Source organism: Amycolatopsis sp. NBC_00438, assembly GCF_036026695.1.
Taxonomy (GTDB): domain Bacteria; phylum Actinomycetota; class Actinomycetes; order Mycobacteriales; family Pseudonocardiaceae; genus Amycolatopsis.
In genome coordinates, this window is record NZ_CP107923.1 from 10,187,136 (window position 1) to 10,208,505 (window position 21,370).

Below are 21,370 nucleotides of genomic sequence, written 5' to 3' on the forward strand. Positions count from 1 at the left end.
GAACGCGCCCGAGGACGGCGCGGGCTCGAGCGCCCGCGCGCGAAATGCTCTCGGTCACCACAGACACTACACGCACCGTGTGTTAAGACTGGGGTCTACCAAAGGGGCCCTCGTGGACCAGCTCACCCTCGGCGTCGTCGCGCGTTCCCGCAAGGAAAACGAACGCCGCCTTCCCATTCACCCGCACCACTTCGAGCTGATCGAAGCCGATCTCCGCGAACGCATCTTCCTCGAACACGGCTACGGCGAAGACTTCGGCGTCGCCGACGAACAGCTGGCCGGCCTCGTCGGCGGCCTGCGCACCCGCGAACAGCTCGTCGCCGAGTGCGACGTCCTGTTGCTCGCCAAGCCGTTGCGCGAAGACGTCGCCGAACTGCGGACCGGTCAGGTGCTGTGGGGCTGGCCGCACTGCGTCCAGGACACCGGGCTCACGCAGCTGGCGATCGACGGCAAGCTGACGCTGATCGCGTTCGAGGCGATGAATCACTGGAACCGCGACGGCTCGTTCGGGCTGCACGTCTTCCACAAGAACAACGAGCTCGCCGGTTACTGCTCGGTGCTGCACGCGCTGCAGCTGGCCGGCTCGACCGGGGACTACGGCCGCCGGCTGAAGGCGGTCGTGATCGGTTTCGGCGCGACGGCACGGGGATCGGTGACCGCGCTCAACGCGCACGGCGTGCACGACGTGCACGTCCTCACCGGCCGGGGGATCGCCGCGGTCGGCTCGCCGATCCATTCCGCCACGATGGTGCACTTCGAGCACGACGAGAACAACCCGGGCGACCTCCGGCGCAGCCACGCGGTGAACGGCCGGGGCCGCGTGCCGCTGGCCGGGTTCCTCGCCGAGCACGACATCGTCGTCAACTGCGTGCTGCAGGACACCGCCGAGCCGCTGACGTTCCTCATCGAGGAAGACCTCGCCGCGTTCGCGCCGGGCAGCCTGATCGTCGACGTCTCCTGCGACGAGGGCATGGGTTTCAGCTGGGCGAAGCCCACCACGTTCGCCCACCCGGCTTTCACGGTCGGCGACGGCATCACCTACTACGCCGTCGACCACAGCCCGTCCTACCTGTGGAACTCGGCCACGTGGGAGATCAGCGAGGCGCTGCTCCCGCTGCTGCGGCCGGTGCTCGGCGGACCGTCCGAATGGGACGGTCACGAGACCGTGCGGCGCGCCGTCGAGATCCGCGACGGCGTCATCCGCAATCCCGCGATCCTCGCCTTCCAGCACCGCTCGGCGGCGTATCCGCACGTCGCGGGGTAGGCTGTCCCGACAACACACCCGCGTTGCGGAGCGATCCGGACCCTGTCCCTTCCCAGTCGGTGTGGCGGTGCAGGACACCGACCCGAGGGAGACCAGGATGCGCTGGCGGCAGGCCGGTGGCTGAGCTCGACGCGCTGCGGACCAGCGTGCTCGCCGCGCTCGCGGACGGCACACCGGGCAGCGGGGTCGACACGGTCGGCCGGGTGTGCCGGGCGTTCGTCCGGCTGCTCCCGGTGGACGGCGCCGCCGTGTCGGTGATGGCCGACGCCGGGCACCGCGAAGTCGTCTACACCAGCGACCCGGTGAGCGCCGCGCTGGCCGAGCTGCAGCTCACCCTCGGGGAAGGGCCGTGTTACGAGGCCTATTCCCTGGGCGGCCCGGTCCTGCACCCCGACCTCGTCGGCGCGCTCCCGCCGGCCTGGCCGGTGTTCGCCGCCCAGGCCGTCGCGCACCCGGTGGCGGCGCTGTTCACGTTCCCGCTGCAGATCGGGGTCGTGCGCGTCGCGACCTTGGACACCTACCGGGCGACCCCGGGCTCGCTGACCACGGTCGAGCTGGCGACCGCCCTGCAGGTGGCCGACATCGCCGCGCTGGCGCTGTCGGGCCTGCTCGGCGGCGACCGGTGGCTCGACGGGGACGGCCGGTGGATGGAGAGCGCCGGGATGCGGCACCGCGAGGTGCACCAGGCCACCGGGATGCTGATCGCGCAGCTGGACGTGCCGGCCGCGGAAGCGCTGGCGAAGATGCGCGCCCACGCCTTCGGGCACGGCCGCACGCTGCTCGACGTCGCCGCCGACATCGTGGCCGGCCGGCTCCGGCTGGACCTGGAGCCCTGAAGGGATCCACCATGAACAGATCCGACGAGAAACGAGGAGATGGTGGGCATGGCCGACCGTGAACGACAGGTGACCCGGACGTTCGTCGCACTGGCCGACACGCTCGTCGACGATTTCGACGTCGCCGACCTGCTGCACACGCTGGTGCGGCGGTGCGTGGAGCTGCTCGACGTCGCCGCGGCCGGCCTGACCCTGGTCGACGAGCGCGGCAGCCTGCAGGTCCTCGCCTCCTCGACCGAACAGGCCCGGCTGCTGGAACTGTTCCAGCTCAGCAGCGACGAAGGCCCGTGTGTGGACTGCTTCGCGAGCGGGGTCCCGGTGCTGGTCGCCGACGTCGCCGCGCAAGCCGGCCAGTGGCCCCGGTTCGCCGCCGAAGCCGCCCGCCAGGAGTACGCCTCGGTGCACGCGCTCCCGATGCGGCTGCGCAAGCAGACCATCGGCGCGCTGAACCTCTTCGGCGCCCGGCCGGGCCGGCTCTCGGCCGACGACGTCGACCTGGCGCAAGGGCTCGCCGACACCGCGACCATCGGCATCCTCCAGGAACGGGCCATCCGGCACGGGGAGACGATGTCCGAGCAGCTGCAGACCGCGTTGAACAGCCGGGTGACCATCGAGCAGGCGAAGGGCGTCCTGGCCGTGACCGGCGGGCTCAGCATGGACGACGCGTTCGTCGCGTTGCGGGGGTACAGCCGCGGCCACAACCTGCGGCTGAGCGACGTCGCCCGCGCGATCGCCGAACGGACGCTGGACCCGGGCCTCGTCCTGGCGCGCCCGAGCCGCAAGGTCTAGCCCGCGTTCACCGGCGGGTCCGGAGGAACGGCCCCGGATCACCGCCGGCGCGGGCGCCGCTGTGCAGCCAGCGGACGAAACCGCGGCGGTCGCGCCGCTCGAGCTCGTCGAGGTAGTCCTGCCGGCGCTGCACCATGCTCCGGCGGGTCGCGGGATCCCGCGCGACGAGCAGCTGGAAGTAGCTGCGCCGCCAAGCTGTGCACAGATCGTCGGTGCTCAGCTCGGCGACCGGCCGGGGAGCCGGCGGCGGCCGGGTGATCGCCGCGACGACGTCGTTCGTGCTCCGGTCCGCCGGGGTGTCCGGGCCGCGTTTCCGCCGCCGTGGCAGCACAACGGCGGCAACCGCGCCGACGGCCGCCGCCGGCAGGCTCCAGCCGAGCATGGCACCGACCGGCGCGCCCACGACCGCGAGCGTCGCGAATACGCCGGCGAAGGCCGTGGCCGCGGCCCAGATCGCGCGGATGAGCATGGTTTCGCCTCGGCGTTCGGTTCGAGCGCCGGGCTCCCGCCTCGCGCTGCCGTCGGAAACAAGCGCCGAGGTCCGGGGCGTCACCCCCGACTTTACCGGTTCCGGCGGGCTTCCGGACCACCCGGCTGGAGCTGCCGGGGCGCGCCGGTACCCGCGTAGGCTGGACCACCGCCCCGGACCCCGGCGATCCCTACGTCGACGAATCGGGGTGGCATCGTGGGACTGACCGGCGATCTGGACGACGAGTACCCGGTGGGCTGGGTCCTGACCTACCGGAACCGGCGGGGACCCGGCTGGTCGGCCGGTGTGGTCCTCGGGCCGCCGTCGCGGGATCCGGGCACCGGCCTCGAAACGATCCCGCTCGCCCCGCTCGGCGACGGCCCGGCGATCCGGGTGCCGGACCGCGACGTCATCGGCATCACGCCCCGGCGCCCGCCCGGCTGACGTCCGTCCTCAAAGGACTCACCGGGGGAACCACCCGGCTGGCCGAGCCCGGCGCGCCCCACCCGGGCTTACGCTGGACGTCGCGCCCCGGACCACGGCGCTCGAAGCGACGTCCGAGTCGAGCGGGGTGACGAGATGGCCGAGGGCGCCGGTCCCGGCGGGTATCCGCAGGGGTGGCAGGTCCGCTACCGCGGCCGCCGGGAGCCGTCGATGCCCGGCTTGCGGACGTCGCCGGAACGCATCGGCACGATCGCCGGCCCCTGCCTGCGCGACGAGCACACGAGCACCACGTGGGTCCGGGTCCGCCCGTTCCGCGCGACCCCCGAAACCCCGCTGCGGCTGGTGCGGTCGACGGACATCCTCGACGCCCGCCCACCCGGCGAGCCCCTGCCCCCGACCCCCGCGGACGACGGCGACACCGGAAAGCGCACGGTGGTGCTAGAACTGCCGAACCGCGGCCCGGTGACCTAGCGGTCCGGCCGCGCCGGGAGTCGATCGGGAGTCGGACGGCAGGGTCGGACGGCGGTGGTTGCGGCGCCGGAACCGGGCCGGGTAGCGGGTTTGCGTACCCGAGCGGTCGGCTCGCGTACCCGGAGAGTCGGCCCGCGTACCTGGAGGGTCGGTTGACGTGTTTGGAGGGTCGACTCGCGTGATTGGGGAGTCGACACGGTGCTGTTGGCGAATTCGTGGCGAGCGCCGGTGAGTGGTCTGCCGCGGCTCGTCGTGAGTGGTTAGGGCGGTTCTAACCGCCCTAACCACTCACGAGGGCCGCGGCAGACTGTGGAGGCTGGGTTCGCGCCAACAGCACCACGCGTCGCGAATCCGGCGCGGGGGCCGGGGGAGCGGGGGTTACGAGGGGGTTGGCAGGTGGCCGGGGCGGAACTGGACCAGCAAGGCCGTCGCCGTCGCGCAGACGGTGTCGCCCGCGCGCAGTTCGCCGGCGGCGTGGACCTTGCGGCCGTCGCGGCTGGTCAGGCGGCCTTCCGCGGTGAGCGGGACGCCGTAGGGCGTGCCCTGGTGGTAGTCGACCGTCAGGGACGCCGTCATGCCGGGGAAGCCGGCCGCCGCGGTGGCGCGGCCCAGCACGTGGTCCAGCACCGCGGCCACCCAGCCGCCGTGCACGCGCCCGGGCGGCCCTTCGTGCGCCGCGCCGAGAAGCAGATCGGCCCGCACCGAGTCCGGCCCGACGTGCACCCACGACAGCGGCGGGGCCAGCGGGTTTCCCGGTCCTTCGACCGGGTTGTTGATGCTCAGGTACCCGCCGCCCTCGAGCGCGGCGAGCAGCAACGGCGACGTACCGCCGGCGGCGCGCAGAACCTCGGTGACGTCTTCGATCCGCCTCGCCGCGGCGACCAGGTCGGCCTCGTCGTCGCGCACGCACACCGCGGCCTCGATCAGGTCCCGGATCCGCGAACCGAGCAGGGCCCGCGCGGGCGGCACGCCGGGGACCACCGGGTAGGCGCCCCTGAGCTGCGGTTCGGCCATCGTCCTCCTGCCCGCGAAACTAGAACGTGTTCCACATTAGCAGGATCTTCCCCGCCCGGTCCGGCCGTCGATCCGCTCGCGCGGCAGGTCGACACCCGCTAGCGACATCGCGCCGCCGCCGTTGCCGTGAAGGCCTCCTTGCCGGCCACAAGAGCCGGTAAGGAGGCCTTCACGGCTTTCACCACCTGCCGAAGCCCGCGGTCACTGCGTGACGAACGGGTTCGCGTCGAGCCCGCAGGTCTTGCCCGCCGCCGGGAACGTCCCGGAGATCAGGTAGTTCCGCTTGACCTGTTCCGTGCACGTGCTCGGCGCGTACATCGACGAGTGCCCGAAGCCGTCGGTCACGAACACCTTGGCGCGCGCCAGTTCCGCGGCGCCGTCCTGCGCGCCGTGCAGCGGCGTCGACGGGTCGTACCGGTTGTTGATCACCAGGATCGGCGCCGACGTCCAGCGGTTCCACGGCCCGGTGTACCGGTCGGTGTCCTTCGCCTTCCAGTACGCGCAGCTCATCATGTCCAGCGCGCCGATCCGCCCGAAGTACGGCACCCGCTGGTCTTCCGAGGCGGCGTACCGGCTGTAGATCGCCGGATCGGCCGGGACGTCGCTGTCGGTGCACTGGATCGCGTTGAACGCCTCGGTGCGGTTCGAGGTGTACTGCTCGCCGGTGGTGCTCGCCGTCCGCGCGGCGGTCACCGTGGTCCGGGCGTCGTACAAGCGCTGCAACAGGTCCGCGATGTCCGGCCAGCCCCGCAGGTCCGAGAGGTCGCCGGCGGTGTTGATGATCCCGGAGTACGTCCAGGTCTCCGGACCGTCGGCGCCGGGGACGGTGATCGGGCCCCGCTGGGCCCGCGTCATGATCTCGGTCCACTTCGCCTTCGGGTCACCCGAGGAGAAAGCGCAGTCCGGGCCGGCCGCGGTGCACTGCTTCAGGAACTGGTCGAACGTGTCCGAGATGCCGCGCGGGACGTCCTGCCGGGTGTCCAGCGGGACCGTCCGGCCCGTGCCGTCGTGGCCGGTGGCGCTGCCGACGAAGTCCATCGAGCCGTCGAAGACCATGGCCCGGATCCGGTCCGGGAACAGGTTGGCGTAGACGGCGCCGAGGAACGTGCCGTACGAGATCCCGTGGTAGGTCAGCTTCTGGTCACCGACGGCGCGGCGCAGCACGTCCAGGTCCCGGGCGGTGTTCGCCGTCGAGACATGCTGGAGGAGGTTCCCCGCCTTCTGGCCGCACCGGTCGGCGAGGTCTTTCGAAGCGGCGAAGAACGGCGCTTCGCCGCTCGGGTCGCCGGGCATTTCCGGGAACGACCCGAAGAACGCCTGCTGGTCCGCCTCGGTGTCGAAGCACCGGACGGCCGTGCTGTTGGCGATGCCGCGCGGGTCCCAGGACACGACGTCGAAGCGGGACCGCAGCTCGGGCGAGAACAGCCACGGCCACTTGCCGCGCTCGCGCAGCCGCTGCAGCCCGGACGCGCCGGGGCCGCCGAAGTTGACGAAGAGGGTGCCGATGCGCTTCGCCGGGTCCGTGGCCGGGAGCTTGATCAGCGCCAGCTGGATCTGGGCGCCGGTCGGCTGGTCGTAGTCCAGCGGCACCGGCGCCGTCGAGCACTGGAAGCCGTCCTGGCAGTCGGACCAGGTCAGGTGGGGTGCCGCCGGTTCGGGTGGGGTGGCGGCGTCGGCGGGCACGCCGGGCAGGGCCAGAGCGGTCGCCAGCACGGCGACCACCAGCCGGCCCGCACGACGGGTCAGAGCGGTGGGCAAGGGAAGGATCCTCCAGTTTTCGGTGCAACCCCAGTGGAACTCTCGGCTCCCAAGACGTGAGCCGGTGGGGAAAGGTTGTCACCGAAGATCGTTTTTCGCGTCAGCGTGCAGGGTCACCCCCTGTTGGCCGCAGCCGCGAAAAGTGTTCACGCGAGTGCCGTGCCACCGCCCGCGGGCACGACGAAGCGGGGCACCGGGAACTCCCCGGTGCCCCGCTTCGCGCACGTCAGGGCAGGGCCAGCGCGTCGTCGACGGTCGGGGCGAGCGTGATCAGCTCGTGGGCGCCGGCGAGCTGGATGGTCTTGAGCACCGTGGGGCCGGTGGCGACGACCCGCAGCCGGGTGGGGTTGTCGTCGGCGTCGCGGCTGGCCCGGACGATGGCGTTGATGCCGCTCGAGTCGAGGAAGGTCACCGCCGTCAGGTCCAGCACGACGGGCCCGGCCGCGGCCGCCTGCAGCGCGGTCAGGGTCCGGCTGAACTCCGGGACGGTCAGGAGGTCGAGCTCGTCGGCCACGGCGACGACGACCGCGCTGCCGCGGCGGCTGACACTGCACTGCAAGGCCGGCTGCTCGTCGGGGATCACCAGCGGCGGCGGCTCAGGGGGTTCGTTGCTGGACACCGCACCAGTCTCTCCCGGGCGTCCGGCGCCCGCAGCGTGGTGCCCGAGGTCGAGTGCCGGTTCTCACTCCGGCAGCGTGGCGCCCGAGGTCACGGTCCGCAGCGCGGCCCGCAGCAGCCGGGCGATCTGTGGCGGCGTCCAGCCCGTGCGGGTGGCCAGCTCGGCCGTCGTGAGGCGGTCCACGGCGGTGGACCACAGGGCGAAGCGCTGGCGGGGCGGCAGCTGCGTGACCTCGTCGAGCAGGACGGCGTCGTGCAGGGCTGCGTCCAGCCGCGCACGCTCGATCCGCGGCGCCAGGTCCGCCCGCAGCGCCACCAGGACACGGGCGCGCACCTGCCGTTCGGCGGCGGCGTTCCGGCAGCGCCGGTCCACCTCGGGTGCCGCGGCGAGCACCCGGCGGCACAACGCGGTGCTCGTGCGCTGGGACCGCCCGGTCTGCATCGCGACGCGGTAGACGAGCGTCAGCATCCGCCCGGGAAGATCGGTTTCGGCGGGCTGCCAGGACGCCACCGGCCGGGTGGGGCTGCCGGTCGTCATCCGTTCGCCTCGACGCCGGTCCGGTCGCTCGGCTCGCCGGGCAGGTGGCTCAGCAGCCAGACGAGCTCGGCGGCGTCGATGAGCCCGGCGTCGGCCGCGCGGATCCAGGCGCCGGCGGCCCGGCGGGTGAATTCTCGCGTGACGACAGGCCTGGTCGCGTGCTGAACGCTGTTCATCAGCTGCTCCCGATCGGCGAGTGGGGTGTGCTCGGCCACCGGGGTCCGGGGGTGCCGCGACGTGAGGAGAGTTTAGGCGCTGTCCGGTGAGTCCGCTCGATGGGCCGCCTGGGCGCGAAGACCGTGAGCTTGACCCGCAGGACAGCGCCCTGACCTCCAGGGATCGTGGCCGCGGTGGTCAGGATCCCAGGGCGAAGCGCTGCGCGGCGGAGGCGTTGCAGTCGTAGATCCGCAGCCGGTCCCCGGCTTTGCCGGCGTTGTCCGGGTCGTCCAGGCAGCGGCCCGCACCGACGTTGCGCAGCGCCCCGTTCGCGGCCGGAACCCATTGCTGAGCCGGGCTTCCGTTGCAGTCCCACAGCTGCACCGGCGTGGTGTTCGCGGTGCCGGCGTTGACGACGTCGAGGCATTTCCCGAGCGTGCGCACCGACGTGTCGCCCGGCGCGGACCACCGCTGCGCGTCCGTGCCGTTGCAGCCGTAGAGCTGCACCGCGCTGCCCGACGCGGGGTAGGCGTCGACGACGTCGGCGCAGAGCCCGGCCGGGCCCGTGACCGGTGCCGGCGGGAAGCGCCAGGCCTGGTCGGCCGTGTCGGCGCAGTCGGCCAGGCGCATCCCGTCGCCCGCCGCCGTGGCGGCCAGGCACCGGCCGGCGTTCGTCAGCTTGCCCGCCGTGGTCAGGCTCCAGGCCTGCGCGGCCGTCCCGTTGCAGGTGTAGAGCTGCACCGGCGTGCCCGCGGCCGTCGAGCCGCCGGCGACGTCGAGGCACTTGCCGAGGACGCGCACCGTGCCCCCACCGGTCGGCGGGGTGAGCTGCTGGCCCGCCGAGTGGTCGCAGGCGGCCAGCTCCAGCGGCGTGCCGTCGGCCGACGCGCCGCCGTGGACGGCGAGGCAGAGCCCGCCGCGGCCGGTCACCTGGCCCGCCGCCGGGTTGTCGGCGGCGGTGCCCGTCAAGGTGACGGTGTGCCGGGCGTTCGACGGCAGGCTCGCCGTGGTCACGGTGACCGTGCGGGAGTGCGCGTTGTAGGCCCACGCCGTCTCGGGCAGCCGCTGGCCGTCCACCGAGACCGCGGTCGGCGCGGCCGCGTTGGCCAGCCGCAGGGTGTAGGCCTTGGCCGGGGAGGTGCCGGCGGCCGCGTCGACCGTCAACGTCCTCGCGGCGTCCTGCCAGCCGAACCGGGTGGTCGACGACGCGCCGGCGCCTTCGCCGGAGTCCTCGTACAGCGAGAAGCTCCCGTCGGCGCCCGCCGTCACGTTCAGCGTGAGCTGGTCCAGCGGCGCGGCGGCGTTGTCGGTGTAGTTGGTGCGGATCGGCACGATGCCGCCGGCCTTGACGAGCACCGGCATCTCCGACAGCGGCTTGGTGATCGTCGCGGTCGACGGTCCCGTGTAGACGGTGCCGGTGAAGTAGTCGGTCCAGGTGCCCGGCGGGATCCACGCCGAGACCGAGCCGCTCGCGGTGGTGATCGGCGCGACGAGGACGTTGTCGCCGTACAGGTACTCCTGCGGGTGGGTGTAGGCCGCGTCCTGGTCCGGGTAGTTCAGGTAGAGCGGCCGGGTGATCGGCACGCCGGTCTGGTTCGCCTGCTTGGCGAGGGTGTAGGTGTAGGGCACCAGCGACTCGCGCAGCCGCAGGAACTTCTCCGCGCTGTCGCCCGCCGCGCCGGGGTAGTCCCAGGGCAGCCGGTCGCCGTGGTCGGAGTGCAGCCGGTCGATCGGCTGGAACGCGCCCAGCTGCAGCCACCGCGCGTAGAGGTCGTCGGGCAGGTGCCCGCCGTGGAAGCTGCCGATGTCGTGGCTGACGTTGCTGAGCCCGGCGGCCGCCTCGTCCGGCGTGAAGCGGGCTTCGTAGGCGAGCATGTCCCAGCTCAGCGGGGTGTCGCCGGTGAACTGGAGGGTGTTGCGGCGCTCCGACCAGGGCCCGAGCGGGTAGCTGCTGTGGATGCCGCCCTGTTCGGCGCCGCCGATGCGGCCGAAGGAGAAGCCCCGCAGGCCCTGCGCCGCCGCGTGGTCGGCGTAGGCCTGGTTGATGAAGTTGTCCGGCGCGACGCCGGTGTCCGACGCGCTCGACCGGCCGCAGCCGGAGCAGTAGTCCAGCCACCACGTCCGGACGCCCTGGGCGTCGAACGGCTTGTGCAGGTCGAAGTAGGAGCGCAGGTGCGCCGGGTTCGACCAGTCCCACACGTAGTTCGAGCCGTCGGCGATCAGCCCGCCCGCGGTCGTGTTCGCCGCCGCGAACTTCGGGTCGTTGCCCGCGATGGACGTGTGGATGTTGAGCGAGACGGCCAGGCCCTGTTGTTTCGTCCAGTTCAGGAACCCTTGCGGGTCCGGGAAGAGCGCGGTGTTCCAGTTCCAGCCGTTCCACTGCGACGGCGACTTCCAGTCGGTGTCGACGACCAGCCAGTCGATCGGGGTGAAGGTGGAGCGGAACTTCGGCAGCAGCGACGTGCGGTAGTCGTTGTCGGAGTAGGCGAAGTAGCGGGAGAACCAGACGCCGTAAGCGGACCGCGGCAGCAGTGCCGTGCCGCCGGTGAGGGCGTTCAGGTCGCCCAGGCCCTGCTTGAAGTCCTTGCCGTAGCCGAAGAAGTAGCCGTCCTGGTAGGGCTGCGCGCCGTGCGACGCCCGGTCCGTGACGGTGCGGTCGGCGTTGAGGACGGCCGAGTGCGTGTCGTCGAGCAGGTACCAGCCGTCGCGGTCGAGCAGGCCGGGGTGCTGCGGCGTCGGGACGGCCTCCGGGTTGTCCAGCGACCGGTCCCAGCCGCCGAGCACGGACTTGGGCCCGGCGCCGTAGGCGGTCGTGAGCAGCGAGGTGTCGGCGGCGGGGTAGGCCGCGGTGGTCGTCGTGACGGCGAGGCTGTCGAGGTTCACGTTGCCCGAGTCACCGGACTTGCGGTCGATCCGGACGGCGTTCGTCCCGGCGGTCAGCGGAACCGTCACCGACGCGGTCGCCCAGGTGTTCCAGGACGACGTCGCCGGCAGCGAGAGCTTCGGCCCGGGCGCGCCGTTGACCGTGGTGGACAGCGTGCGCGTGGTGGTCTGGCCGTCGCCGCCCTGCGCGTTCGCGTAGCGGACGGTGAGCCGGTACTGCCCGGCCGACGGCACCGCGGAGACGTCCTGGGCGAGCGACGCCCCGACCGACGTGAAGCCGGCCAGGAACCCCGAACCGGTGTTCCCGGTGTGGTCGTAGGCGGTCGACGCCGACCCGCCCGGCACGCCGTTTTCGGCCTCGCAGGCCGTGGCGAAGGCGCAGTAGGACGGGAACAGCGGCGCGGCCGTGACGTTGGTCGTCGTGAGCAGCACCGACGTGTTGTCGCGGGTGAACGGGCCGCTGTTCTGCCGGTACCGCAGGGTGAGGCCGGCGGTCTTGATCTCGCGGACGCCGCCGGTCACCGTGGTCGTGTAGGCGGGGGCGGGGAAGGACCGGTTCACGGCGTTGAAGGTGGTCAGGTCCTGGAACCGGTCGTCACCGGCGTATTCGAGCCGGATCAGCGTCGGCGTCAGCACCTCGAACCGGGCGTGCCCGTCCTGGACGACGGCCTGGTCCACCTGCGCGGGTCTCGGATCCCGGGCGGCGGCGACTCCGGTGACGGCGGCCACGCCCGTCACGACCGCGACCAGGGTGTGGATCAGCTTCAGCGACGGTGATCGGAACACGCGCACTCCCTTGTCCACGCAGACCTGCTGATCCACTGTCAACGTTGTCCACCGGACATGTCAGCCGCCGAATGCAGCAGAACCGCCCGAAGTGTCCTCAAAGGACGGACCACGGTGCCGTGCTGGTCCGGTGCGGGTGGCTCTTTCGGGTCCCGGCCGTTTGCCGCGGCCCGTGCGGGGTAAGCCGGGGACGGGCGGTCTCCGCCGGTCAAACAGCCGGCCGGCGGAGACCGTCTCGATCGGGCACCGGAACCCGCCGGAGGGCGTTCGCCTGGCAGGATGACCCGATGGACGCGCGCAGCAGGAACAACGTGGTCGTCACGGGCCCGGCCGACGGCCCCGTGGTGCTGCTCGCCCACGGTTTCGGCTGCGACCAGAACCTCTGGCGGCTCGTCGCCCCCGCGCTGGCCGCCCGCTTCCGCGTGGTGCTGTTCGACCACGTCGGCGCGGGGAAGTCGGACATCGCGTCGTGGTCGGCCAAGCGGTACGCCGGGCTCGACGCCTACGCCGAGGACATCCTCGGGATCTGCGACGAGCTGGACCTGCGTGACGTCGTCCTCGTCGGGCACTCGGTGTCGGCGATGATCGCCGTGCTGGCCGTGAACCGCGCGCCGGCGCGGTTCGCCAAGCTGGTGCTGCTCACGCCGTCGCCGTGTTACCTCGACGACGGGGACTACCGCGGCGGTTTCAGCCGGGCCGACATCGACGAGCTGCTCGACTCCCTCGAAGCCAACTACCTGGGCTGGTCGGCGGCGATGGCGCCGGTGATCATGGGCAACCCGGACCGCCCCGAGCTGGGCGGCGAGCTGACGGACAGCTTCTGCCGCACCGACCCGGTCATCGCGCGGGTGTTCGCGCGGGCCACGTTCCTCTCCGACAACCGCGCCGACCTGCCGGCGGTCACGGTGCCCACGCTGGTCGTCCAGACCGCGCAGGACGCCATCGCCCCGCCGGAGGTCGGCGCGTTCGTGCGCGACCGGATCGCCGGCAGCGAACTGGTGACGCTGGACGCGATCGGGCACTGCCCGCAGCTGAGCGCGCCAGAGGCGACCACTGACGCGATCCGGGCGTTCGCGGAAACGCCGTGATGTGCGAAACCGGGGACACCGACGGCAGTGAGGACACGAGCAGGGCCGCGTTTCCGGCCCTGCTCGAAGACAGCGCCGAGGACCTCTACGAAAACGCGCCGTGCGGCTACCTCTCGACGTTGCTGGACGGCACCATCGCGAAGATCAACACCACTCTGCTCGACTGGCTGGGCCACCGGCGCGACGACCTGGTGGGCCGGCGCCGGTTCGCCGACCTGCTGACCGTCGGCGGCCGGATCTACCACGAGACGCACATCGCGCCGATGCTGGCGATGCACGGCGAGGCCGGCGGCCTGGCGCTGGAGCTGCAGACCGCCGGCGGGACCCGGCTGCCGGTGCTCGTCACATCGACGGTGAAGGCGGGCGCCGACGGCACCGCCCAGCTGATCCGCAGCACGATCTTCGACGCCCGCGACCGCCGCGCTTACGAAGAGGAACTGCTGCGCGCCCGCCGCCAGGCCGACGTCGAACGCGACCGGGCCCGGGAGCTCGCGGCGATCCTGCAGCGCACCCTGCTGCCGCCCACGCTGCCGGCCGTCCCCGGTCTGGAGGTGGCCGCCTACTACCACCCCGCGTCGGTCGACGAGGTCGGCGGCGACTTCTACGACCTGTTCCCGCTCACCGGCGGCACCTGGGGGTTCTTCCTCGGCGACGTCTCCGGCAAGGGCGCCGTCGCGGCCGCGGTGACGTCCCTGGCCCGCTACACGCTGCGGGCCGCCGCCGTCTACGACCCCGACCCCGTCGGCGTGCTCACCAACCTCAACACCGTGCTGCACCAGGAGTTCCGCGGCACCGACCCGCGGTACTGCACCGCCATCTACGGCGCGCTCACCCCGGAGCCGGGCGGCTGCGCGATCACCCTGGCCAGCGGCGGCCACCCGCCGGCGGTCCTGGTCCGCGCCGACGGCACCGCGGCGTTCGTCGACACCCCGGGCGGGATGCTCGTCGGCGCGGTGCCCGGCGCCCGGTTCACCCAGGCCGGCCTGCACCTGGCCCCCGGCGACACGCTGCTGCTCTACAGCGACGGCCTCACCGAAGCCCGCACCGCACCCGGCCGGGACCGCTACAGCGAAGAACAGCTGCTGGAGTTCCTCACCACGCGCGCGTCCACCACGGCCCCGGCGGTGATCGCCGAGCTGACCGCCCTGCTCACCGGCTTCGGCGACGGCGTCGAGGACGACACCGCCCTGCTGGCCCTGAGCATCCCCGCGCGGACCCACCCGTGACCGCGGCGTTCACGACGGCCACCCGCGCGTCCGCCACGGGCACGGTGCTGGAGTTCGCCGGTGAGCTCGACGCCGCCACCTCGCCGGCCGCCCGCGCGGCGATCGAGGCCCTGACCCTGAGCCGCGGCGAGCACCTGATCGTCGACCTGTCGGCCCTGACGTTCTGCGACTCCAGCGGCATTTCCGCCCTTCTGGCGGCCCGCAACCTGGCCCTCGCGGCCGAGGCCGGGATCACCCTGGTCGGGGTGCCGAGCCCGGTGCAGCGCAGCCTCCGGCTCATCGGCCTGGCCGACTTCTTCCCCGCGCACCCCACGATCGCCGACGCCGACCGCGCCTGGGCCGCTCAGCGGTAGCGCGTCTCCGGTCGCCGCCACAGCAGCGCCACGGCGAGCAGCGCGGCCAGGCACGGTGCCACCCCGGACCACCCGAGTGCCGAGGGCAAGCCGGTGTCGCCGGAGGTGTCCTTGACGAGCAGCCCCGTCAGGCCGATCGCGACCCCGAGCACCAGCAGCACGGTCGTGGCCGGGCGCGCCCAGCGCTTGCCCGCCCGGACGGCCCACGTCGTCGTGAGCCAGGCGAGGACGCCGAGCCCGCCGACGGCGGACGACAAGGCCAGGTAAACGGAGACGGCCGTGTCGACCTGCGCCGCGGTGTAGGTGGCCGGTGGGTCTAGGGGTCGGGCGGGCACCAGGTGTCGGACGTGGGACCGTCGGCCGCTCCGCAGAAGCCGTGCACGGCCTTGTCGACTTCGCCGCCCGCCACCCCCATCACCGCGACCGGCTTGTTCTGCGGGACGTTCCGGCCGATGTCGCCGCCGAAGTCGATGGTGCCGGTGACGCCTTCGAGGTACTTGTTGACCTGCTTGGCGTCCGGGCGCGAAGTGTGGATCGCGGTGATCTCGCGCCAGATCGCGCCCGGCGTCACCGGGATTTCGGCGGCGGTCTCCCGCAGGTACGCCGCCGCGACGATCATCACCTGCGCGGCGTCGTAGGCGAGCGCGGCGTGGCCGTCGTACGAGCGGCCCTCCGGCGTCCGCTCGAACGGGAACAGCGTCTGGTCCAGCGTCGTGTAGAAGTCGAGCGCCGCGCCCTTCGGCTCGGTGACCGGCGCGGTGGCGAACGACATGTAGTAGTACGGCAGCGCGCGGTTGCGCTGGCGTTCGCCCTGGTCGGCGACGAACCGCGTGACGTCGTCGTCGCCGATCACCGTGGCGCGGCTGCCGCACTGGGCGGCGCTGCTGATGAACTGGCCGAAGTCGGGGACGCCCCGGCCGGCGAAGAACACAAAACCGTCGTAGGAACAGGTATCGCGGCCCGCCGCGCCGGCGTTGCCCACCAGCGTCTCGCCGTACCGCACGTGGGACGGCGGTCCGCCGGGGCCGCCGTCCGGGGTGAACGCCCGCGCCTCGGCCCGGAAACCCTTGTCCCGGAACGACTTGAGCGCGTCGTCACGCAGGTTGGTGCTGTAGAGGTCGGCGTCGTCGTCGGAGTAGTAGACGCGGACCACGCGCGGGCCCGGCAGCTGTTCGGCGAACCCGGCCGCCACCGCGGCCTCACGCCGGTTCTGCGGCGTCACCTGGAAGTACATCGGATTCAGGTCGGCCAGCGGGTCGGCGGACAGCGTCGAGGCGACCATCGGCAGCCCGGCGTTGGTCAGCGCGGCGATGGTCCGCTGGGTCGGCTCGCTGCTCAGGTCCAGCCCGACCACGCCGACGATGCTGCTGTCCTGCTGGGCCTGCAGCCGCAGCTGGTTCGCCACCCGCACGCCTTCCCGCATGTCGCGCCCCGCGTTGGCGATGAGCAGCCGGACGATCGGGTCGGCCGACCCGGGCGCGTTCAGCTGCCGCAGCTGGGCGACCGCGAACCCTTCCACCGACTCGCGTTCGGTGGTCAGCCCGTCGGCGAGGTGGTTGGACGACGTCAGCGCCTCCAGCACGACGAGCGTGATGTAGGGCCGCTCCGGGTGGGCCTCGTGCAGCGCCTCCGCGCGGTGGTTCTGGTCCAGCACCACCGCTTCGACCTGCCGGATCGTCGCGTCCGATGGCTGGAAGACGTCCTGGGAGCCGTCCGTGGTGCCGACGCACTCGCTGCCGGTCCAGATCAGCCAGGGGTTGTCCGAGCCGCAGTGCTCGGCGTAGGTGTCGTGGTGGCGGTAGGCGACGAACCCGGCGACCAGCGCCACCACCACGACCGGCACGCCGATCCGCGTCCACCGGCTCGCCCACCACGGCGGCCGCACCTGCCGGCGGAACCGGTAGTCGCTGCCGAGGGTCTGCAGCATCTGCTGGACCTTCGGCTCGTCGCCCTCGGCGGGCGGCCGGACGCCGATCGGCAGGTACCAGGCGGTCGGCTGACGTTCCCGCCGGTCGCGTTCGAGCTGGTTCTGCCAGGCCACGTAGGCCGCGCGCGCCTGCTCCGCCTGGAACTGCGGGCGGCGCGAGGTCGGCGACGCGTCCGGCGGCGGCGCCGGGCTGGCGCTGACCACCAGCAGCGGGTCGAAGAGGCCGACCTGGTTGCGGACCGAGTTGACCAGCTCCAGCAGGCGGTAACCGCCGTTGCCGACGCTCACCTCGTCGAGCAGCAGCACCGGGTAGGTCATCCGGCGCCGCCGCCACACCCGCCACGGCCGCAGCCGGTACGCGCGCCGCAGGTCCTCCAGGAACGCGTTGAGCAGCAGCCGGCAGACGTACTCGGGCGCCTCCTCCTGCCACTGCCCCTCGGTGAGCCGCCGGGCGAACCGCACGAAACTGCCGGACATCTCCGGCGCCAGGTGCGGCTGCCGCCGGAACCAGCGGTACCGCCCGGACAGCAGCGGGACCCGCCCGGTGACCGCGATCCGGAAGGTCAGCAGGGTCAGCCCGCGCACGAGCAGCGAAAAGACCTTCCAGATGCCCTGGTTCTCCGGCAGCTGCTTGACGGCGTCCTCGGCGGACGCGCTGAACCGTTCGGCGAGGCTGATCCGCCGGATCGCGCGCCGCAGCACACCGTCGGGATCGTCGCGGCCGTCGTAGTCCTGCAGCATCAGCCAGTAGACGAGGTCGAACAGCGGGAACGGCAGCCTGCTGGTGTGCGCCGTCGCGCTGTCGCCGAGTTCTTTCCGCGCCTCCCGCAGGATGTCCCGCAGGACGGTGACGGAGTCCGCGGTCGCGGCGCCGGCCTCGTCCCGGCCTTCGTGCTGGGCGAGCCCGGGACGTGCGTACCGGATGCTGCCCTGCGGTTTCGCGGTCTTGAGCCGGCCCGCGACCGCGGTCAGCACATCCGCGCTTTCCGGCGGCCGGACCAGGCACACCATCGGCAGACCACGCCGTTCGGACCGCTCGTCCTGATAATCGGTCCACTCGCACTGTTCGTCGAGTTTCCGAGGCCGATCCCCGAGCCGCGGCCGCAAGCACAGCGCGCCGAGCAGTTTCACCAGCGCGTCGGCCCCGAGAAAGCCGAGCGGTCCCGTTCTCCCCATCCCTCCAGGATGGCACATTTCGGACGGGACCGGTCCCGCAAATGTACCGACACCGGTGCGGGGCCTTCTTTCCTCGCGATTCCGATTCGATTCGCGATTCCGGCCGGAATCGCGGGCCGGAAGTACGTCACCGGGGCGGGCAGTGGTGCGGTGTCCGAGCGGCTCTCCACGAACCGGAGCTGGGCGAGACGCCGCAGGCGTACCACGAACCGCCGCCGCGCCGCGGCCCGCCTCCGCGTTCACCGAACCCGGCCGACCACCGCCCGAGCCGCATCCGCGACCTGACCGGCGTCGACCCGGCCCACCCGCGGGCGTCTCCCGCCTCACGGCCGCCCACCGGGCCGGCCACGCCCGCCGATCCAGGCGGCTCGCTCGGTCCTTGAGCAACGCGCGCCGTGACGATCCGCTGGATCTGTTTGGGGCCCTCGTAATCCGGGTGATCTCGGCGTCGCGCATGCGGGAATCGTCAGGTGGAATGAGGTTCCTCGAGGTTTATCGTCGCAAGGAGAAGCGCTCCGAGGTCATCGCTGTCGGTCAGCATTTCGAGGACGCCGGCCAACTGCAGGACACGGCGGACCTGGCCACGAGCGTGACGAACTCTGTAGGACGTGCCGTGATCGACAGCGATGGTGTAGCCGAATACCAGTGCGTGTATTCCGGCGCTGCTGATCGCCGTCACCTGCTGCAGATCGATCAGCAGCGTCTCCGGGCGATCGACGGTGATCAGGTCGGACAGCCGCGATCGGAGTGAGGGAGGTGCGCTGCCCAGCATCTCGCCCGTCAGGACCAGTTCGATGCTCCCGCAACTGTTCCGGCGGACGGTCATCGTGAAGGTCATCGTCTGCCTCCGGTCACTCAGGTCGACGGTCCGGCTCCCGACCAGACCCAAAGCAGAAGTTTCGACGAAAGAGCGTACGTCGGCCGCGTCTTCTTCGCGAGTCTTTGCGTCGCCGGTGCTGATCGGGGTCGGTGAGCGCCACGTCTGCAGGGCGCGTGCCGGTCGGACGCAGTCGGTGAGCGTGCGCGGCTCATGCTCGAACGCGCCCGCGCCGAGACCCTGCCGGTCGAAGAGCCGGGCACGCCCACTCCGGACAGTGGCACCCGACCAGGTCTGACGACGTGTGCGCGGCGTAAGACCTGGCCCGGGCGGCGCGGCCGTCGGCTAGGCCTGCTCTGCCAGTGCCGGCGCGACCCCGGCCCTCACGTGCGCCTTGATGAACGCGGCCGCCGCGTCGAGGGCGGCGTCGGCCTCGTCGACCAGCGCGGCGAAACCCTGGAAGACGTGCGGCAGGCCGGGTGACACCTGCAACCGGACTTCGACGTCGTGCTCGGCGGCGCGGGCGGCCAGCCGGACGGCGTCGTCGAGCAGGATTTCGTAGGACCCGACCTGGACGAGCAGCGGCGCCACCCCGGTCAGGTCGGCGAAAACAGGACTGGCCAGCGGCGTGGCCGGGTCGGTGTCGCCGAGGTAGTCCAAGGCACGCCGGCGGAGGCCGGCCGCGGTCAGCGCGGGGTCCACATCGGCCTTGGCTGTCGCGGAGCCGCCGGACACGGTCAGGTCGGCCCACGGCGAGAAGACCGTGGCCGACGACGGCTGGGGCAGACCGGCGGCCTTGACGGCGACGAGTGTCGCGGCGACCAGGCCGCCGCCGGCGGACTCGCCCACGAACGCGATCGCGGCACTCGGCGTGCCCTGGTCGAGCAGTGCCCGGTAGGCGGCAACGGCGTCGTCGACGGCGGCCGGGTACGGGCTCTCCGGCGCGAGCCGGTAATCCACCGAAATGACGCGCGCGCCGGCGCGGCGGCCCACGTCGGCGGCCAGCCCCGCGCCGTCGGCGGCGGAACCGAGGGCGTAGGCGCCGCCGTGGAAGTACAGGATCACCGTCGACGGGTCGATGTGGGGCGTCTCCACGGTGAGGACCGGGACGCCGCCGAGCTCGCCGGGGCTCGTCGAGACGTCCTCGGGCAAGGGCACTGACGCGATCATGTCGTGGAAGATCACGCGCTGCTCGCCGAGGTCACCACCGATGTCGAGGGGTGCGTGCCGCAGGATGTCCAGCAGGGCCTGGCGTTGGTCGAGCGTCATGGTGATGTCCTTCGTGGTGACGGTTGTCGTTGCTTGTCTGCGGTCGTGGCGGGTGCGGCGGTCGCGGATCACGCGGTGGTCGTCAGGACGACCTTGCCCCTGATCCGGCCGGCCGCGCTCAGCTGGTGCACCGCGGCGATCTCCGCGAGCGGGTAGCCGGCGCTGACGTCGACGCGCAGCTCACCCGTGTCGACCTTCTTCGTGATGGCGGCGAGCTGCGTCACGTCCGGGCGTAGTTGCATCCCGAGGCCCCGCACACCTCGGCCGGCGTCGCCGACGGCGGGTGTCGCTGTGCTGAGGATCGTCCCGCCCGACCGCACGAGCCCGGTCAGCGCGGCCATGTCCGGCTCGCCGATGTTCGCCAGGTTCAGCACCACGTCCACCGGTTCGGTCACCGCCGTGGTCACCGCGGTCGCGGTGTAGTCGACGATCCGGTCGGCCCCGGCGGCGCGCACCGCCTCGGTGCTCCGTGCGCTCGCTGTCGCGAGCACCGTGGCACCGGCCTGCTTGGCCAGCTGGATCGCGAAACCGCCGACGCCACCGCCTGCGCCGTTGACGAGGATCCGCTGGTCGGCGCGCAGGTCGGCGTGGTCGAACAAGGCCTGCCACGCGGTCAGCGCGGCGGCGGGCAACGCGGCGGCCTCGGCGAGCGGGATCGTGGTCGGCGCCGGGGCCACCAGCTCGGCCGGGACGACGGCGAACTCCGCGGCCGCACCGCCGAGCAGCATCGGCAGGTAGGCGATCACCCGCTCGGCGACGGCGTGCCCCTGGACGCCGTCGCCGAGTTCGATCACGGTGCCCGCGACGTCGATGCCCGGTGTGTGCGGGAGTGCGACCGGGAAGACCTCCTGGAGGTAACCCGCGCGGATGGCGGCGTCGACCGGGTTGAACGAGGTGGCCGCGACCTCGACGAGCACCTGCCCGGCCGCCGGGCGGGGCCGGTCGGCCTCTTCGTAGCGCAGTACCTCGGGGCCGCCGTACTGGTGGAAGCGCACTGCCTTCATGACATTCTCCGGATCATGGATATGTGCTTCGAGTTCGAAGTACATCGCAGACTGTATAACTGCTTCGAGTTCGTAGCAAGTGACCTGGGGTGTGTCCGCCCCCACATCCGTGCCGCGGCCCCCGAAGCCGGGCCGCCGGCTTCGCCCTCCTGGAAGTCGGCAGCCCGCTCGCGACTGCGGCCACCTCCGTCCACAAAAGACACTTTCGGGAACCGCGGTCGACCGCCGAACGCGCTGTCGGGCGCGCACCGTCCAGGCAGGACACTGCGCCCCGATCACGCAAGATCATCGTTTGCCGTCGACCGGTTGTTCACCCGGCTCGGGCGGATCCACTGCCGCCGGGACACTGTCACGCCGCGCGGGACGACGGGAGTGTCCGATGTGGTCGGCGCGGATGTCCGGCGTGATCGATCGCACCTCACCATCCAGGCCGACGTAGGTGAACGGCGCCCGGTTCAATGCCACCTCCCGAAGCTCGGACAAT

At 72.3% G+C, this 21,370-nt stretch carries 20 protein-coding genes; 8 read left to right on the forward strand and 12 right to left on the reverse strand.

The features are described 5' to 3' along the window. The first annotated feature begins 112 nt into the window (after positions 1-112). The 3 genes from OG494_RS47200 (at position 113) to OG494_RS47210 (ending at position 2,889) form a co-directional block, all read left to right on the forward strand. Complete coding sequence (locus OG494_RS47200; protein ID WP_328450211.1) at positions 113-1,264, forward strand: N(5)-(carboxyethyl)ornithine synthase; 1,152 nt, start codon at positions 113-115, stop codon at positions 1,262-1,264. A gap of 116 nt (positions 1,265-1,380) precedes the next feature. Then, positions 1,381-2,100: a GAF and ANTAR domain-containing protein gene (locus OG494_RS47205; RefSeq protein ID WP_328450213.1), complete on the forward strand. Its 720-nt coding sequence runs from the start codon at positions 1,381-1,383 to the stop codon at positions 2,098-2,100. Positions 2,101-2,148: 48 nt separating this feature from the next. After that, a complete protein-coding gene (locus OG494_RS47210) occupies positions 2,149-2,889 on the forward strand; it encodes a GAF and ANTAR domain-containing protein (protein ID WP_328450215.1) in 741 nt (246 codons plus the stop codon). A gap of 7 nt (positions 2,890-2,896) precedes the next feature. On the opposite strand, the gene OG494_RS47215 is transcribed toward OG494_RS47210, so the two are convergent. Then, positions 2,897-3,358, reverse strand: a complete 462-nt coding sequence (locus OG494_RS47215; RefSeq protein WP_328450217.1) for a hypothetical protein — start codon at positions 3,356-3,358, stop codon at positions 2,897-2,899. Between the two features lie 216 nt (positions 3,359-3,574). On the opposite strand from OG494_RS47215, the gene OG494_RS47220 reads away from it, so the two are divergent. After that, positions 3,575-3,802: a hypothetical protein gene (locus OG494_RS47220; protein ID WP_328450219.1), complete on the forward strand. Its 228-nt coding sequence runs from the start codon at positions 3,575-3,577 to the stop codon at positions 3,800-3,802. Positions 3,803-3,937: 135 nt separating this feature from the next. Next, positions 3,938-4,273 carry a hypothetical protein gene (locus OG494_RS47225; protein WP_328450221.1) on the forward strand — a complete coding sequence of 112 codons (336 nt, stop codon included), beginning with the start codon at positions 3,938-3,940 and terminating at the stop codon, positions 4,271-4,273. Between the two features lie 378 nt (positions 4,274-4,651). Here the strand turns inward: OG494_RS47225 and OG494_RS47230 are convergent, their stop codons facing one another. From OG494_RS47230 to OG494_RS47255, 6 genes are all read right to left on the reverse strand, one after another. Then, the gene (locus OG494_RS47230; protein ID WP_328450223.1) at positions 4,652-5,287 is read right to left on the reverse strand and encodes a PaaI family thioesterase; all 636 of its coding nucleotides are present in this window, start codon (positions 5,285-5,287) and stop codon (positions 4,652-4,654) included. A gap of 201 nt (positions 5,288-5,488) precedes the next feature. Next, on the reverse strand, positions 5,489-7,045 hold the full coding sequence (locus OG494_RS47235; protein ID WP_328450224.1) for an alpha/beta hydrolase: 1,557 nt from the start codon (positions 7,043-7,045) through the stop codon (positions 5,489-5,491). Positions 7,046-7,271: 226 nt separating this feature from the next. Continuing rightward, positions 7,272-7,664: an STAS domain-containing protein gene (locus OG494_RS47240; RefSeq protein WP_328450226.1), complete on the reverse strand. Its 393-nt coding sequence runs from the start codon at positions 7,662-7,664 to the stop codon at positions 7,272-7,274. A 63-nt stretch (positions 7,665-7,727) separates the two neighbouring features. Beyond that, entirely contained in the window at positions 7,728-8,201 is a 474-nt protein-coding gene (locus OG494_RS47245) for a hypothetical protein (protein WP_328450228.1), read from the reverse strand. Next, the gene (locus OG494_RS47250) at positions 8,198-8,377 is read right to left on the reverse strand and encodes a hypothetical protein (protein ID WP_328450229.1); all 180 of its coding nucleotides are present in this window, start codon (positions 8,375-8,377) and stop codon (positions 8,198-8,200) included. The genes OG494_RS47245 and OG494_RS47250 overlap by 4 nt, the downstream gene beginning before the upstream one ends. 178 nt (positions 8,378-8,555) lie before the next feature. Next, complete coding sequence (locus OG494_RS47255) at positions 8,556-12,026, reverse strand: ricin-type beta-trefoil lectin domain protein (RefSeq protein ID WP_328450230.1); 3,471 nt, start codon at positions 12,024-12,026, stop codon at positions 8,556-8,558. A gap of 287 nt (positions 12,027-12,313) precedes the next feature. On the opposite strand from OG494_RS47255, the gene OG494_RS47260 reads away from it, so the two are divergent. From OG494_RS47260 to OG494_RS47270, 3 genes are read left to right on the forward strand one after another with little or no spacing between them, the layout of a single operon-like run. Then, positions 12,314-13,114, forward strand: a complete 801-nt coding sequence (locus OG494_RS47260; protein WP_328450232.1) for an alpha/beta fold hydrolase — start codon at positions 12,314-12,316, stop codon at positions 13,112-13,114. After that, positions 13,114-14,340 (forward strand): PP2C family protein-serine/threonine phosphatase, encoded by a 1,227-nt coding sequence (locus OG494_RS47265; protein WP_328450233.1) that lies wholly within the window; start codon positions 13,114-13,116, stop codon positions 14,338-14,340. The genes OG494_RS47260 and OG494_RS47265 overlap by 1 nt, the downstream gene beginning before the upstream one ends. Continuing rightward, positions 14,337-14,693: an STAS domain-containing protein gene (locus OG494_RS47270; RefSeq protein WP_328450235.1), complete on the forward strand. Its 357-nt coding sequence runs from the start codon at positions 14,337-14,339 to the stop codon at positions 14,691-14,693. Before OG494_RS47265 ends, OG494_RS47270 begins: the two co-directional genes overlap by 4 nt. On the opposite strand, the gene OG494_RS47275 is transcribed toward OG494_RS47270, so the two are convergent. The 5 genes from OG494_RS47275 to OG494_RS47295 form a co-directional block, all read right to left on the reverse strand. Further along, positions 14,684-15,028, reverse strand: coding sequence for a hypothetical protein (locus OG494_RS47275; protein WP_328450237.1), 345 nt, complete (start codon positions 15,026-15,028; stop codon positions 14,684-14,686). The genes OG494_RS47270 and OG494_RS47275 overlap by 10 nt on opposite strands. Beyond that, the gene (locus OG494_RS47280; protein ID WP_328450239.1) at positions 15,010-17,796 is read right to left on the reverse strand and encodes a hypothetical protein; all 2,787 of its coding nucleotides are present in this window, start codon (positions 17,794-17,796) and stop codon (positions 15,010-15,012) included. Before OG494_RS47280 ends, OG494_RS47275 begins: the two co-directional genes overlap by 19 nt. A 466-nt stretch (positions 17,797-18,262) precedes the next feature. Continuing rightward, positions 18,263-18,634, reverse strand: a complete 372-nt coding sequence (locus OG494_RS47285) for an STAS domain-containing protein (RefSeq protein ID WP_328450241.1) — start codon at positions 18,632-18,634, stop codon at positions 18,263-18,265. 324 nt (positions 18,635-18,958) lie between these two features. Then, positions 18,959-19,882: an alpha/beta hydrolase gene (locus tag OG494_RS47290; RefSeq protein WP_328450243.1), complete on the reverse strand. Its 924-nt coding sequence runs from the start codon at positions 19,880-19,882 to the stop codon at positions 18,959-18,961. Between the two features lie 68 nt (positions 19,883-19,950). Next, complete coding sequence (locus OG494_RS47295) at positions 19,951-20,886, reverse strand: NADP-dependent oxidoreductase (RefSeq protein ID WP_328450245.1); 936 nt, start codon at positions 20,884-20,886, stop codon at positions 19,951-19,953. Positions 20,887-21,370: the final 484 nt, after the last annotated feature.